Annotated in this window: 11 protein-coding genes; 5 read left to right on the top strand and 6 right to left on the bottom strand. The window is 72.7% G+C overall.

Features of this window, described 5'->3' with window-relative positions; genetic code table 11:
• Positions 1-103: 103 nt before the first annotated feature.
• Positions 104-1,357 carry an LCP family protein gene (locus tag ACFUO4_RS29955; RefSeq protein ID WP_383490691.1) on the bottom strand — a complete coding sequence of 418 codons (1,254 nt, stop codon included), beginning with the start codon at positions 1,355-1,357 and terminating at the stop codon, positions 104-106.
• A gap of 119 nt (positions 1,358-1,476) precedes the next feature.
• The gene (locus ACFUO4_RS29960) at positions 1,477-2,232 is read right to left on the bottom strand and encodes a TIGR03089 family protein (protein ID WP_383490693.1); all 756 of its coding nucleotides are present in this window, start codon (positions 2,230-2,232) and stop codon (positions 1,477-1,479) included.
• Positions 2,233-2,372: 140 nt separating this feature from the next.
• On the opposite strand from ACFUO4_RS29960, the gene ACFUO4_RS29965 reads away from it, so the two are divergent.
• Both ACFUO4_RS29965 and ACFUO4_RS29970 read left to right on the top strand, forming a co-directional pair.
• On the top strand, positions 2,373-3,728 hold the full coding sequence (locus tag ACFUO4_RS29965) for a peptidoglycan recognition protein (RefSeq protein ID WP_383490695.1): 1,356 nt from the start codon (positions 2,373-2,375) through the stop codon (positions 3,726-3,728).
• A gap of 159 nt (positions 3,729-3,887) precedes the next feature.
• Complete coding sequence (locus ACFUO4_RS29970; RefSeq protein ID WP_383490697.1) at positions 3,888-4,970, top strand: sugar phosphate nucleotidyltransferase; 1,083 nt, start codon at positions 3,888-3,890, stop codon at positions 4,968-4,970.
• Between the two features lie 83 nt (positions 4,971-5,053).
• Here ACFUO4_RS29970 and ACFUO4_RS29975 read toward each other — a convergent pair whose 3' ends face one another.
• The 4 genes from ACFUO4_RS29975 to ACFUO4_RS29990 form a co-directional block, all read right to left on the bottom strand.
• The gene (locus tag ACFUO4_RS29975; protein WP_079311118.1) at positions 5,054-6,061 is read right to left on the bottom strand and encodes a DNA-3-methyladenine glycosylase; all 1,008 of its coding nucleotides are present in this window, start codon (positions 6,059-6,061) and stop codon (positions 5,054-5,056) included.
• A gap of 119 nt (positions 6,062-6,180) precedes the next feature.
• Entirely contained in the window at positions 6,181-7,482 is a 1,302-nt protein-coding gene (locus ACFUO4_RS29980) for a coenzyme F420-0:L-glutamate ligase (RefSeq protein WP_383490700.1), read from the bottom strand.
• The gene (gene cofD, locus ACFUO4_RS29985) at positions 7,479-8,438 is read right to left on the bottom strand and encodes a 2-phospho-L-lactate transferase (RefSeq protein WP_383490702.1); all 960 of its coding nucleotides are present in this window, start codon (positions 8,436-8,438) and stop codon (positions 7,479-7,481) included. The genes ACFUO4_RS29980 and cofD overlap by 4 nt, the downstream gene beginning before the upstream one ends.
• 34 nt (positions 8,439-8,472) lie before the next feature.
• Positions 8,473-8,967: a cysteine dioxygenase family protein gene (locus tag ACFUO4_RS29990; RefSeq protein WP_059196224.1), complete on the bottom strand. Its 495-nt coding sequence runs from the start codon at positions 8,965-8,967 to the stop codon at positions 8,473-8,475.
• A 610-nt stretch (positions 8,968-9,577) separates the two neighbouring features.
• On the opposite strand from ACFUO4_RS29990, the gene ACFUO4_RS29995 reads away from it, so the two are divergent.
• The 3 genes from ACFUO4_RS29995 (at position 9,578) to ACFUO4_RS30005 (ending at position 15,189) form a co-directional block, all read left to right on the top strand.
• Entirely contained in the window at positions 9,578-9,841 is a 264-nt protein-coding gene (locus ACFUO4_RS29995) for a WhiB family transcriptional regulator (protein ID WP_010986447.1), read from the top strand.
• A 210-nt stretch (positions 9,842-10,051) separates the two neighbouring features.
• Positions 10,052-13,687, top strand: a complete 3,636-nt coding sequence (locus ACFUO4_RS30000; protein WP_383490705.1) for a glycosyltransferase — start codon at positions 10,052-10,054, stop codon at positions 13,685-13,687.
• Positions 13,684-15,189 carry a DUF5719 family protein gene (locus tag ACFUO4_RS30005; protein ID WP_383490707.1) on the top strand — a complete coding sequence of 502 codons (1,506 nt, stop codon included), beginning with the start codon at positions 13,684-13,686 and terminating at the stop codon, positions 15,187-15,189. The genes ACFUO4_RS30000 and ACFUO4_RS30005 overlap by 4 nt, the downstream gene beginning before the upstream one ends.
• Positions 15,190-15,195: the final 6 nt, after the last annotated feature.

A 15,195-nucleotide genomic window follows, 5' to 3' on the forward strand; every position in this document is an offset into this window, starting at 1 on the left:
GGCCAGTTCACCGGCAAGCGACGACGGTGACAAATTCCACGTCCCTACAACCGGGCAATCCACCCATTTCCTTGAACAGATGTACGTCGCCTTGGTAATCGCTTTACTCGCAGGTGGCCTCGGCGGCCGTGTTTCCCCGAAACGTGGGCGCGGGCGAAACGGCCGCGGCCGGCCCGGCGGGCCGTTCGGCGCCGGACTTTCCGTCGGCATCCGCTTCTTCTTGCGAACCATCGCTCGAATTGGGGTTCTTTGTCGTGGAATCCCGCGGAACTTCCTCGGCGACCGCCACCGGCGCATCCGTGCGCAGCTGGGTGAACAGCTTCTCCGCCTCGGCTTCCACGAGTTGGTCGCGGTTGGCGTCGTAGGCGTACGACTCCCGCGGCACGGTCAGGAATTGCACACGTTCGGTGGGGATGTCGCGCAGTCCGCGCACGAGGTCGTACAAACCACGCAAGCTCGCCAGATCCGGGTCGGTCGTGAGCGAGGACGTGGCCGCGTCCAGCACGGGATAGAGCTTCACCGGATTCAGCAGGACGTCGTTGCTCTGCAGTTTGTTGACGAGCGCCCCGAGGAACCGTTGCTGCCGGTCCATCCGGTCGGTGTCGCTGCCGTCGCCGATGGACTTGCGGGCGCGGACGTAGCCGAGGGCCTGCTCCCCGTTGAGCGTCACCCTGCCCGCCGGGAGCTTCAGCTTGGCGGCCTTGTCGTCGATCGGCCTCGTCAGGCAGATCTCGACGCCGTCCACCGCGTCGACCATGTCCTTGAAGCCGTGGAAGTCGACGACCATGTGATGGTCGATCCGGATGCCGGTCAGCTTCTCCACGGTCCGGATGGTGCAAGCCGAACCGCCCTTCTGGAAGGCGGAGTTGAACATCGTGAACGTCGGCTCGGTCCGGCTGCCGTCCGCCCGCCGACAGGCCGGTACGTCCACCATCAGATCGCGGGGGAGCGAGACGGCGGTGGCGGTGTGCCGCCCGGCGGAGAGGTGCAGCAGGATCGTCGTGTCCGAGCGCTCGGTCCCCGAGTCCCGCCCGTAGCGCGCGTTGCCGTCCCCGGAGCGCGAGTCCGACCCGATCAGCAGGATGTTCTGCGCGTCCTTGACGAGCGCGGTGGGCCGCTCCTTCTCGTACCGGGCGAGCTCGGCGGCGGCGGCGTTGTCGGCCGTGATGTTCCCGTCGAGCTTGACGTAGAGCGCCCACCCGGTCCCGACGGCCGCCAGGACGACGACGCCCACCCCGATCGCCCCGCCCCGCCGCCAACGCCGCCGACGCCGACGTATGAGCCCCCGCCCGGTGGCAGAAGCCCCCGCTCCCGGACCGAGGGTGCCTTTGCGGGGCGTACCTGCGGTGTCGGTCACGATTCGGTCCACCCCTCATGGCGTACGAGCGTGTGGTGCGGTCGCTCTTATGACCATGGCGTGGATGGGCGGGCGGGGGCGGATGGTGCTGGGCCGAATGGGGGACGGGCCTTTCGGCGTCAGCGCGCCGTGACGGTCACCCGCTCGCTCTCCATCCTCTTCGCCAGCCCTTCCTCCCCCAACCGCTCAAGATTCCGGCACAGCACCACGGACCCACCGGTGGCCAGCGGCGCGTACAACCCCGCGCACAGCCCCTCCCACGTGTCGTACGGCAGCCCCGACAGCAACCGGGACCCGGGCCCCGTGAGCCCGAGCCCGGAGGCCTCCGCCGCCGCCCGCTCCACGACCTCCGCCCCGCTGAACTCCCGCCCGGCCACGACCAGCGCCGGCTCCTCGGGGTCGACCGGCGTGAACGGCGCGAACCGGTCGCCCTGCCCCGGTACCTCGACCGCGTAGTCGGCGAAGCCGTCCGGCGGCTGCGGGAAGCGTCCGCCGAGCGGCCGCAGGGCGAGCGCGATCCGGGAGCCGGAGCAGGCGCGTGCCGCGTCGAGAGTTTCCGGGCCGCTCACCACGATGTCGGCCGCCTTGGGATCCCCGGCGACATCGGCGACCACGCCCACCGAGGAACACGCCAGCAGCCACACGGCCGTCTGCCAGTGCGCGGGCAGCAGCAGCGCGACCCGGTCGCCGGGTTCCGCGGAGAGCTCGCCCTGGAGCAGGTTGGCGGTCTTGGCCACCCAATTGGCGAAGGTGGCGACGGACAGTTCGACCCGTTCGCCCGTGGCGTCGTCGTAGAAGGTCACCAGGGGGCGTCCGGCATCCGCGGCGAGCGCGGAACGCAGCAGGTCGGCAGGGGTGCGATCGGTGGCGTTCACCCGGGCAAGCGTACGCGGGCGCACGGCGTGGCGGCGAAGGACCGGCCCGCCGCCCGCTCACCGGTTCGGGGGAACGACGGCCGACGCTCCGTCAGTTCCCGGATGGACAGAAATGTATGACTATGTCCAACATCGTTTGCATGCGTGGATTTCTTGCTTCCTCGATCGGTGTCACGTGCGCGGCCGCCCTCGCCCTTCCGCTGACCCCACCCGCCGCCGCGGCCGTCGCTCGCCCGGCGCCGAGCGCGGAGGCGGCCGTCCCGGGCAGCACGCAGTCGCTGCCGCTCACCCCGCTCGGCGCCGACCGCTCCCTGGGCTCCGCCCCCGTCCAGGGCCTGCCGCGCCGCGATGTGCACCGCTTCTCGATGGTCGGCGTCGTCTGGGACGACCCGGACACCGCCCTGCACGGCCGCGTCCAGGTACGCGCGCGTGCGCTCGACTCGGACACCTGGTCCCCCTGGCAGGACGTCGAGACGCACTACGGCGACGACGGCGCCGACCCCGGCACGGCCGAGCGCTCCTCCGGCCGGGTGCGCGGGGCGACGGCACCGCTGTGGGTGGGGGACTCGGACGGCGTGGAGGTACGGGTGCGGGCGGACGCCGAGACGCGGGAGGTCGGTGCGGCGCCGACCGTGCTGCCGTCGGGGCTGCGCCTCGAACTCGTCGACCCCGGCGGGGCCGCCCTCCCGCAGGGCAGCCCGGCCGGCGGCCCGCGGGCCCGTCGCGGGCTCGGCGCCGAGGCCCCCGAGGCCGTGGCCGCCTCCGCCGCCAACACCGCACTCGCGCCGCTCGGCGCCCTCGAGATCCCCGCGCTCGACCGCGCGCAGACCGAGCGCGAACTGCGCACCCTGCGGGCCGGCGAACTGACGGAGAGTCAGCGGGTGAAGCCGTTCATCGGCCCGCGCCCGAAGATCGTGACGCGCCGCGGCTGGGGGGCGGACGAGTCGCTGCGCGAGAAGAAGTTCGTCTACACGAAGAAGGTGAAGGCGGCCTTCGTGCACCACACGGCCACCGGCAACGGCTACCGCTGCTCACAGGCCCCCTCCGTCATTCGCGGTATCTACCGCTACCACGTCGAGAGCATGGGCTGGCGCGACATCGGCTACAACTTCCTCGTCGACAAGTGCGGAAAGATCTACGAGGGCCGCGCCGGGGGAGTGGCGAAGGCCGTCCTCGGCGCCCACACCCTGGGCTTCAACACCAACAGCATGGGGGTCGCCGTCCTCGGCTCCTTCGGCTACACCCGCCCCAAGTCCGCCGCGGTGAAGGCCATCGCCCGGCTCACGGCCTGGAAACTCGGTCTCTACGGTGCCGATCCGAGCGGGAAGACATACCTGAAGTCGGGCGGTGGCAACCTCTACCGCAAGGGCACGAAGGCTCGGCTGAACGTCATCTCCGGCCACCGGGACGGCTACTCCACGGCCTGTCCCGGCGCGCAGCTCTACCGCAAACTCGGCTCGGCCCGCTCGACCGCGGCGCGCTACCAGGGGAGGTAGGAGGGGAGAGCGGGGGCACGGAGAACCAGGAGGGACGGACAGAGAACCGTACTGCCGTCGAATCCGTCGATGCTGTCGAAAGCGCCGCACAACGGTCTGCATACACTGACCGGCCGAAAGACAGTTCGGCCGGTCACCGGCAGGAAGCAGAGACGACAGGTGACAGAAGCGATCCTCCTGGTCGGAGGCAAGGGCACGAGGCTGCGCCCGCTGACGGTGCACACCCCGAAGCCCATGGTCCGCGCGGCCGGAGTCCCGTTCCTCACACATCAGCTGGCGAGAGCCAGAGCCGCGGGCGTGGACCACATCGTCCTGGCCACGTCCTATCTGGCCGAGGTCTTCGAACCGTACTTCGGCGACGGCTCGGCACTCGGCCTGCACATCGAGTACGTCACCGAGGAGGAGCCGCTCGGCACGGGCGGCGCGATCCGCAACGTGGCCTCCCGCCTCCACTCGGGCCCCGACGAGCCGGTCCTGATCTTCAACGGCGACATCCTGACGGGCCTGGACATCCGGGCCCTGGTGGCCACGCACGAGTCGACGGACGCGGACGTCTCCCTGCACCTGACGAAGGTGACCGACCCGCGCGCGTACGGCCTGGTCCCCACCGACGAGACCGGCAAGGTCCTGGCCTTCCTGGAGAAACCCCAGACCCCCGAGGAGATCGTCACCGACCAGATCAACGCGGGCGCGTACGTCTTCCGCCGCTCCCTGATCGACACGATCCCGACGGGACGCCCGGTGTCCGTCGAACGCGAGACCTTCCCCGACCTCCTGGCGGCCGGCGCCCACCTCCAGGGCATGGTCGACTCCACGTACTGGCTGGACCTGGGCACCCCGGCGGCCTTCGTACGCGGCTCGGCCGACCTGGTCCTCGGCCGCGCCCCGTCCCCCGCGGTCCCCGGCCGCTGCGGCGACCGGCTGATCCTCCCCACGGCCCGGGTGGCCCCCGACGCCAAACTCACCGGCGGCACGGTGGTCGGCGAGGGCGCTTTCGTGGCCGAGGGCGCCCGGGTCTTCGGCAGCACGGTCCTGCCGGGCGCGGTCATCGAACCGGGCGCGGTCATCACGGACTCCCTGATCGGCACCCGCGCGAGGGTGGGCGAACGCTCCGTCCTCACCGGAGCGGTCATCGGGGACGGCGCGGTGGTGGGCCCCGACAACGAACTGCGCGACGGCGCCCGGATCTGGTGCGACGCCAGGATCCCGGCCGGAGCGGTCCGCTTCTCCTCGGACCAGTGACGCGCCTCTCGGAGCGGTGGCGCACATCTTCGATACTCCACCGGCAGGGGATCGGACACCGTCGTCGATCCCCTGCCAGGACCTCACAACCGCCCGATGTCCCCTCGTGGCATCCGCGGCGCCCGCCGCGCCGGCGTCCGCCCGCTCAGCAGGATCAGCCGGGCCGCCCGGTGCCGCTGCCCGGCATAGGGCTCCAGCAGCGACAGCATCGCCTCGTCATCGGCGTCCCGGTCCCCGGCCAGCGCCCATCCCACGATCCCCGGCAGATGCAGATCCCCCACGGTCACCGCGTCCGCCGCCCCGTGACTGCGCTGCACGACCTCCGCGGACGTCCACGGCCCCACCCCGGGCACGACCTCCAACCGCGCCTGAGCGTCCTGCGCGGACATGCCCACCGCCTGCTCCAGCCGCGCGGCCACCCGTACGGCCCGCAGAATCGTGGACGCCCGCTTGTTGTCCACGCCGGCCCGATGCCACTCCCACGACGGAATCAACGCCCACGTCCGAGGCGCCGGCATCACCCACAGCCGCCCCCCGGCCGCGGGCCCCGGCGCCGGCTCCCCGAACTTCCGCACCAGCGACCGCCACGCCCGGTACGCCTCGTCGGTCGTGACCTTCTGCTCCAGGATCGACGGGATCAAGGACTCCAGGACCAGCCCGGTCCGCGTCAGCCGCAAGCCCGGCCGCCGATGCCGGGTCACCGCCAGCAACCGGTGGCGAGGCACGAAGGCGGACGGATCGTCGGCGGCCCCGAGCAGCTCGGGCAACCGGTCGAGCAGCCACTCCGCCCCCGGCCCCCACGCCTCCCCGCGCACCTCCCCGTCGCGCCGCGCGGCCACCCGCAGGGTCCCCGGTCCGGCCGGCGTCAGACTGGCCCGCCACACCGACCCGTCCGGCATCGCCCGGAACGTCGGATCGGCGGGCCCGCGCCGCAACGGCCCGAGCACCAGCCCCAGATCCAACGGCCACTGCGGCACGAACGTCCGCACCCGCCCCGGCGCGGCCGCGGGCCGCGGCACACCTCCGGGCACGGCGACATGCCCACCGCGCACCGTCGTACGCGTGGGCCGCGGAGCGAACCGTCCAGCCACGAAGAAGTCCCGGATGAGATGAGTGAGGTCCTGCAGCCCTGGATGAGTGAGGTCCTACAGCCCTATGAGAGTAGAGGGGCGCAAGCCCCTCTCACCCCACATCACCGCGAAGCGCCACGTCACCGCACCTCGATGAACGTCCCCGCATCTCGCTCCGCCCGCGCCTTCGGCTCTTCCGCCGGATGCCCCACCGCCACGGCCCCCATCGGATCCCAGTCCGCCGGCAGCCCCAGCACCTCCCGGACCACGTCCCGGCAGAACATCGTCGACGACACCCACGCCGACCCCAGCCGCTCCCCGGCCAGCGCGACGAGGAAGTTCTGCACCCCGGCTCCGGTGGCGACGACGAACATCTCCCGCTCGGCCCCGTCCCGCCGCGGATCGCCGTACGTGTGCGAGCCGTCCATGACGAGACACGGCACCACCAGATACGGCGCGTTGCGCAGCACGTCCCCGCGCCGCACCCGCTTGGCGATCGACTCCTCGGTCTTGCCGTCCCGCCGCAGATCCGCGATCCACGCGTCCCGCATCGCGTCCAGCAGCTCGGTCCGTGAGGCCTCGGACTCCAGCAGCACGAAACGCCACGGCGTCGTGTGATGCGGGGCCGGCGCGGTCACCGCCGCGGCGACGGCCCGGCGCACGGCACCGCCGTCGACCGGCTCGTCCGTGAAGGCCCGGACGGTACGCCGCTGGGTCACCGCCAGCCGGACCGCCTCGGAGGTGCCCAGCCGGAACATGTCGTCGCGCGCGCCGCGCACCATGGCGCCCGCCCCCTCCCCGTGCTCGGGGGAGACCACGTGCGGCAGCCCGCGCACCACGGCGACGGGCAGCCCGGCGGCCTTGCCCTTGACCAGTTCACCGGCCGCGGCCAGTTCGTCGGCCGTGGCGACGACGGTGGCGCTGAGCGGATTGCCGTACGCGTCCGTGCCCCCGCGCAGGTCGTCGAGGACCCGCACCCCGGCGGCGCCGATCGCCACGTCCGTGAGCCCCGCGCGCCACGGCCGCCCGAAGGTGTCGGTGACGATCACACCGACCTCGACCCCGAGCAGCTCCCGCAGCCCTTCGCGGATCGCGCGCGCGGAGGCGTCCGGGTCCTCGGGCAGCAACAGGACCGTCCCGGCCGGGGTGTTGGAGGCGTCGACGCCGGCCGCCGCCATGACCAGCCCCTGCCGGTTCTCGACGATCCGCAGCGCACCGCGCCGGGCCACCACGCGGACCGTCTCGGCGTCGATCGCCGCCTCCCGGTCGGCCGCCTCGACGATCCGGCCCTCCGCCTTGGAGACGATCTTCGAGGTGACCAGCAGCACGTCACCGTCCGCGAGGCCCGGTTCGGCGGCGGCGATGAGCTTGGCGAGGTCGTCCCCGGCCGCGATCTCGGGCAGCCCGGGCACGGCCCACGCGCGGAAGCCGTCCGTACTCATCGGGCCCGGACCTCCTCCGCCAGCGCCAGCGCCTCGCGGGCCATCTGCGCGCTCGCGTCGAGGTCCGTCATCATCAGCGGCACGGCCCGGCAGCGGATGCCGGCCGCCTCGACGCGCTCCACGGAGCCCGCGTCGACGGTGTCGACGAGCCAGCCGTCCAGCAGCCCCGAGCCGTAGTGCTCGGCCACCGCCGCGGCCGTCGACTCCACACCCACCGCCGCCAGCACCTTGTCGGCCATCCCGCGCACGGGCGCGTCCCCCACGATGGGGGAGAGGCCGACGACGGGGACGCCCGCCTCGGCGATCGCCTCGCGGATGCCGGGCACGGCCAGGATCGTGCCGACCGAGACGACCGGGTTGGACGGGGGGAAGAGGATGACGTCCGCCGCGGCGATCGCCTCCAGGACACCGGGCGCGGGCTTCGCCTGCTCGGCGCCGACCGGCACGATCGCCTCCGCCGGGACCGAGGCCCGCAGCCGTACCCAGTACTCCTGGAAGTGGACCGCCTTGCGCTCGCCGTCCACCTCGACGGCGACATGGGTCTCCACGCGGTCGTCGGACATGGGGATGAGCTTCACGCCCGGCTTCCACCGGTCGCAGAGCGCCTCGGTGACCGCGCTGAGCGGGTACCCGGCGCCGATCATCTGCGTCCGCACGATGTGCGTGGCGAAGTCCCGGTCGCCGAGTCCGAACCACTCGGGCCCGACGCCGTAGGCCGCGAGCTCCTCCTTGAGGTGGAAGGTCTCGTCGGCCCGGCCCCAGCCCTGTTCCTCGTTGATGCCGCCGCCGAGCGTGTACATCACCGTGTCGAGGTCCGGGCAGACCTTCAGTCCGAAGAGGTGGATGTCGTCGCCGGTGTTGCCGATGACCGTGATGTCCGCGTCCGGCGCGGCCTGCTTCAGACCGCGCAGGAAACGGGCACCGCCGATGCCGCCTGCCAGAACCACGATTCGCATGGGCCCAAGTCTTGCAGGCGGGTACGACAAAGCGTCAGGCAGTCACCGGACGCGCCGTGCAGGCGTGCGATGTGTGCATCGGCATCTCGGTCAGGCCCGGGTAGTACACGTGCAGGCTGACCGCCGGCTCCAGCGCGTCGTTGACGACCTCGTGCACATAGCCGGGCGCGAACACCCGCTGCGTACCGGCGGCCAACGCGCGCGTGCCGCGGTCGGTGCGCTCGGTCAGCTCGCCGTCCAGGACCGTCAGCACGCCGGAGGAGCGGCCGTGGTCGTGCAGCCCGCTGCCCTGACCGGGCACCCAGGACAGCAGCCAGACCTCGTAGCCGGGGCCGGTGCGCAGCCGGTGGTACCAGCGCGACGTGGCGTCGTACTCCACCAGGTGCTCCCACTGCGAGCGGTCCGCGGCGATGGAGCGGGCCAGGCCGACGAACTCCGCGACGGTGACGGGGTGCTCGCGCGGGGCCTGGAGCAGATGCGGGACCTCGAGGATGTCGCCGGCGATCTGGAGGTCGTTGTCGCTGTTCATGGGTGCGGTGGTTCCTCAGTGAAAGAAGGTCAGTCAGACAGAGGGAACGAGAAAGGCCGAGTCCCGGGGGATTCGGCCTTCAGCTGGAGCGGGTGACGTCCACCGGGGCTCAACAGCTGTGACAGCAACAGCTACAGCGAGCGCGGGCAGCACCGTGGGACCCGGCGGTGCGGGTCAAGGTGAGTGCCAAGTTCGGGAGCATGCCCACAAGGACAGCGGTTCACACCCCCACTGTCAACTCGACACCGGCATGTGGGACCGGTTTCACCTCATCCGGTTCATCTGCGAGGTGAAAGGTTTGTGCATGGGGCTACCGGGACACATGGCGCACAACCGGCGCGCACGGAACGGGAACGAGCTCCTGGGCGTCCTTCTCCGTACAGGTCCTGCACGGGTCGGACGACCCCGAGGACCCCGTCTGCTTGTCAAGGTTTATGGCGATTTGAACACTTTCCGCTAGGCCTTGGTTCCGCAGAGTGAATAAGGGGCCCAATAGCAGATCTCGGCTTGACTCGCCCGGAGCAGCACACTTGTAATTTCACTCGTGTCGTTCAGCCGACATCGGTAACGGCTACATCACGGGGACGCGAAAGACAGACGAGGGGCGCACATGACCGAGCTGGTGCAGCAACTGCTGGTCGACGACGCGGACGAGGAACTCGGCTGGCAGGAGCGCGCGCTGTGCGCCCAGACCGACCCCGAGTCCTTCTTCCCCGAGAAGGGTGGCTCCACCCGTGAGGCCAAGAAGGTCTGCCTGGCTTGCGAGGTCCGCTCCGAGTGCCTCGAGTACGCCCTCGCCAACGACGAGCGCTTCGGCATCTGGGGCGGCCTGTCCGAACGCGAGCGGCGCCGCCTGAAGAAGGCGGCGATCTGAAGAAGGCCGCGATCTGAACCGACCGGGTCCGTGAAGGGTCCGCGTCCGCACGTACATACGGGACTTACGGCCCGTCGCAAGTGGGTTGTCCACAGGCGGCGGGCCGTCCCCATGCCCAGCCGATAGTGTGGTCGCTCGTCCGAGACGCCCCGCTGCCCCCTCGGGGCACAGGCGTCCACCGCAGTCCACCGAACCGGGGCCCGTACCTCGATGTCCGTGCACAGCCACACGGCAGCCCACGACGCTGCCACTCCTGAGTTCCCGCGTCATGTGGTGACCGCGGTCCTCGTCTCGCATGACGGCGCCCGCTGGCTGCCCGACGCGCTCGCCGGGCTGCTCGGCCAGGAGCGCCCCGTCCAGTTCGCGATGGCCGCCGACACCGGCAGCGCCGACACCTCCGCGCAGCTGGTCACCGACGCCCTCGGCGCCGACCGGGTGCTGCACCTCGCCCGCCGCACCGGCTTCGGCCAGGCCGTCGAGGAGGCCAACCGCACCGCGCCCGTCCTCACCCCGGACGACCTGCCGTACCTGAAGCGGCCCAGCGGCTGGGACCCCGTCACGCGCACCTGGCGCGACGACGCCTACGACCTGCCCGAGCTCCCGCACGGCGAACCGGTCCAGTGGCTGTGGCTGCTGCACGACGACTGCGCCCCCGAACCCGACGCCCTCGCCCAGCTGCTGCGCGTCGTCGACCAGGAACTGGAACTCGGCCGCGACGACGTGGCGGTCGTCGGCCCCAAGCTCCGCGGCTGGTACGACAAACGGCAGCTCCTGGAGGTCGGCGTCACCATCGCCCACTCCGGCCGCCGCTGGACCGGCCTCGACCGCCGCGAACAGGACCAGGGCCAGCACGACCACGTCCGGCCCGTGCTCTCCGTCTCCACCGCCGGCATGCTCGTGCGGCGCGATGTCTTCGAGGAGCTCGGCGGCTTCGACCGGCACCTGCCCCTGATGCGTGACGACGTCGACCTGTGCTGGCGCGCCACCGCCGCCGGCCACCGCGTCCTCGTCGCCCCCGAGGCGGTCGTACGGCACGCGGAGGCGGCCTCGCGCGAGCGCCGCGCCGTCGACTGCGTGGGCCGCACCGCGGCCTCCCCGCACAAGGTCGACAAGGCGGGCGCCGCCTACACCCTGCTCGTCAACAGCCGTACGGCCGTGCTGCCCTGGGTGCTGATCCGGCTCGTCGTCGGCACCGTGCTCAGGACGGTCGCCTATCTCGTCGGCAAGGTCCCCGGACAGGCCCTCGACGAGATCCGCGGTCTGCTCGGCACCCTGCTGCGGCCCGAGCGGATCATCGCCGGGCGCCGCAGGCGCGGCACACCGGCGGTCGACAAGGACGAGTTGCGCCCGCTGTTCCCGCCACCCGGCGCGACCGTGCGCGCCACCGTCGAGCAGGCCGCCGGCAGCTTCTTCGGCAGCTCCGACCCCGAGCAGACCTCGGGCGCCGGACGCCATGGCGGCGCGGTCGAGTCCGGACCCGGCGGCGACGACGCCGACTTCCTGGAGATCGAGCAGTTCGCACGCGTGAAGCGCATCGCCCGCAAGCCCGGCCCGGTGCTGTTCCTGGTGCTGCTGCTGGTCTCGCTCATCGCCTGCCGTGAACTCCTCGGCGCCGGCGCGCTCGCGGGCGGCGCCCTGCTGCCCGCCCCGGCCGACTCCGGTGAGCTGTGGTCCCGTTACCTCGACGCCTGGCACGGCGTGGGCGCCGGCGGCACCGCCTCCGCGCCGCCGTACCTGGCGATCGTGGCGATGCTCGCCTCCGTGCTGTTCGGCTCGACCGGGCTCGCGGTCACCGTCCTGCTCGTCTGCTCGGTGCCGCTGGCCGGCTTCACCGCGTACTTCGCCTCCCGGCCCCTGGTCGAGTCGCGGCTGCTGCGCGCGTGGGCGGCCGTCGTCTACGCCTTCCTGCCCGCCGCCACCGGCGCCCTCGCCGGCGGCCGCATCGGCACCGCCGTCCTCGCGATCCTGCTGCCGCTCATCGCGCGCGCGGGCATCGCCGCTGGCGGCCTCGCGCACCCCTCCGACGCGCGCGGCAGCTGGCGCGCCACCTGGGCGTACGCCCTGCTCCTGACGATCACCACCGCGTTCACGCCGATCGTCTGGCCGATCGCGCTGCTGCTCGGCCTCGGTGTCCTGGCCGTGCGCCGCACCGACCTCACCGCCTACGGCCTGCGCTTCCTGGCCCAGCTCGGCACCCCGCTGCTGATCCTGGCGCCCTGGTCGCTCACCCTCCTCCCGTTCGGCTTCTTCCAGGAGGCCGGTCTGGAGTACGGCTCCTCGGCCGCCTCCGCCACCGACCTGCTCGGCGCCAGCCCCGGCGGCCCCGGCACGGTCAGCGGTCTGATGCTCATCGGCGTCGTCCTGGCCGCGCTGGCCGCCCTGCTGCGCTCCGAGCGTCAGTCCGGGATCTGGACGGCCTGGGCGGTCGCCCTCACGGGCCTCGTCTTCGCGGTGCTGTCCAACAACTCCACCTGGGCGGGCCCCGCCACCCTCGTCTACGGCCTCGCCCTCCTGGCCGCCGCCGTGCTCGGCGCCGACGGGGCCCGCGCGCGGGTGGCCGAGCAGAGCTTCGGCTGGCGGCAGCCGGTCGCCGCGCTGATCGCCTTCGCCGCCGCGGCGGGCCCGCTGCTCGTCGCCGCGGGCTGGATGATCCGCGGTGCCGACGGCCCCCTGGAGCGCCGCGACCCGGTGCAGGTGCCCGCGTTCGTCGCCGAGGACGGCAACAACCGCGACCGGGCCCGCACCCTCGTCCTCGACAGCGACTCCGCCGCCCACGTCGGCTACATGCTGGTCCGCGGCTCGGGGGCCCGTCTCGGCGACGCCGAACTCGCCGCCGCGAGCGGTGAGAACACCGCGCTCGACAAGGTCGTCGCCAACCTGGTCGCCGGCTCCGGCGCCGACCAGGCCGACCAGCTCGGCAAGTTCGCCGTGCGCTACGTCCTCGTCCGCAAGGGCGCCTCGCGCGAGGTGGCCCGCGTCCTCGACGCGACCCCGGGCCTGTCCCGGCTGAGCGGGCGGAACGGCCAAGCCCTGTGGCGGATCGACCAGGACGTCGCCCGCGCCACCATCGTCGGCGGCACCGGCACCCCGACGCTCGTCGCCGCCGGACCCGTCGAGATCCACACCACGATCCCGGCCGGCGCCGACGGCCGCACCCTGCGTCTCGCCGACACCGCCGCCGAGGGCTGGACGGCCACCCTGGACGGCAAGCCGCTCACCCCGACCACCGTCGACGGCTGGGCCCAGGGCTTCGAACTCCCCGCCTCCGGCGGCAAGCTCGACGTCGTCTACGACGACCCGATCACCCACACCGCCTGGCTGTGGGTCCAGGGCGCCCTCGCCCTCGTCCTCGTGGTGCTGGCCCTGCCCGGCCGCCGCCGCGACATCGACGACGACCTCCCCGAGGAGGAGCGGGCCATCCCCGCCCAGGCGACCGAGGGCGAGGGCCGCCGCGCCCGCCGCCTGCGCGCCCAGGCCGAGGCCGAGGAGACCGCCCAGGGCGACGAGCCCCTGTCTCCTCCTTCGGAGGAGACCCCGGTACCGGTCCCGCAGCAGCAGTCCTACGGCGACTGGGACCAGTCGGCCTACCAGGGCGCCGGGTACGACGCCTACGCCGGCGACCAGTACCAGCCCGCCCAGCAGTACCCGGCGGGCGGCTACGACCAGCAGGGCTACGCGGACCCGTACCAGGGCGGCCAGTACGACCCGTACGCCTACGGAGGCCAGGCGCAGCAACCGTCGTACGACCAGTACGGGCAGCCGTACGACCAGGGCTACGACGCGACGTACGACCCGGCGCAGCCGCACCAGCACGGCGGCGAGCGTCCCGACGGGAGCCAGCAGTGAACCGCACCACCGTGTCCCTGATCGCCTGCGCGACCGCTCTCGCCGCCGTCACCGGCTTCGCCTCGCTCAGCGCGCCCGACGCGTCCGGCACGGACACCGCCAAGGCGGCCGCCGAGCTGCCCGTGGAGCGCACCAGCCTGCTCTGCCCGAGCCCCAGCCTCTCCGACATCGCCGACACGTCCTACACGTCCTTCACGCCCGTCACCAAGGGCACCGGAAGCGACGGCAAGGCCGAACTCGTCGCCGCGGCACAGGAGTCGGAGGACAGCGGGAAGAAGGACGACAAGAAGGCCGGCGACAAGAAGGCCGGCAAACCGGTCCTCACCGCCAAGGAGCCCGGCACGCCCGACACCGAGGACACCTCCGGCGGCGACTCCCCGGCGCTCATCGGCACCGCCGAGGGCAGGTTCGCGCCCGGCTGGACCGTGCAGGAGACCACCGAGGTCGCCGCGGGCACCGGACGTGGCCTCCAGGGCGTCAACTGCTCCGCCGCGGACACCTCGTTCTGGTTCCCCGGCGCCAGCACCGCCGCCGACCGCACCGACTACGTGCACCTGATCAACCCCGACGACTCGGCGGCCGTCGTCGACATCGAGCTGTACGGCAAGGACGGCGCCGTGGCGACGACGGCCGGCGAGGACATCACCGTCCCGCCCAGGTCCAGCGAGCCGATCCTGCTGTCCACGCTCACCGGCGAGAAGCAGACCAACCTCACCGTCCACGTCAACGTCCGCAGCGGACGCGTCGGCGCCGCCGTGCAGGCTCTCGACGACAAGATCGGCGGCGACTGGCTGGCCGCGTCCGCGGACCCGGCGGGCAGCCTGGTCCTGCCGGGCATCCCCAAGGACGCCACCGCCGTGCGCCTGGTCGCCTTCGCGCCCGGCGACGAGGACGCCGACCTGAAGGTGCGCCTCGCCTCGCCGTCCGGGTCGATCACCCCGGCCGGCAACGAGACGCTGCACGTCAAGGCCGGCATGACGACCGCGGTCGACCTCGGCGCCGTCACGCGCGGGGAGGCCGGTTCGCTGGTCCTGACGCCGACCGGCGACTCCGTGCCGGTGGTGGCCGCGCTGCGGGTCACCCGGGGCAAGGGCGCCAAGCAGGAGACGGCGTTCATCCCGGCCACCCGCCCGGTCGGCACCCGCGCGACGGCCGCCGACAACAGCGCCAAGGGCAGCACGCTGTCCCTGGTGGCGCCCAGTGGCACCGCACAGGTCAAGGTGACCGCGTCGGCGGGCGGCGACGGCGGCACGGCGGTCTCGAAGACGTACACGATCAAGGGCGGCACCACCCAGGACGTGGAGCTTCCCCGGCCGAGCGGTCTGAAGGGCACGTACGCGCTCACGGTGGAGCCGGTCTCGGGCGGCCCGGTCTACGCGGCCCGGACCCTGGCGGCCACCGAGGACGGCATCCCCGGCTTCACGGTGCAGACGCTGCCGGACGACCGGGGGACGGTCGCGGTGCCGGAGGCGGACGAGGACCTGTCGGTGCTGCAGAAGTAGCCCGCG

The organism is Streptomyces sp. NPDC057280 (assembly GCF_042668605.1).
Classification (GTDB): Bacteria; Actinomycetota; Actinomycetes; order Streptomycetales; family Streptomycetaceae; genus Streptomyces.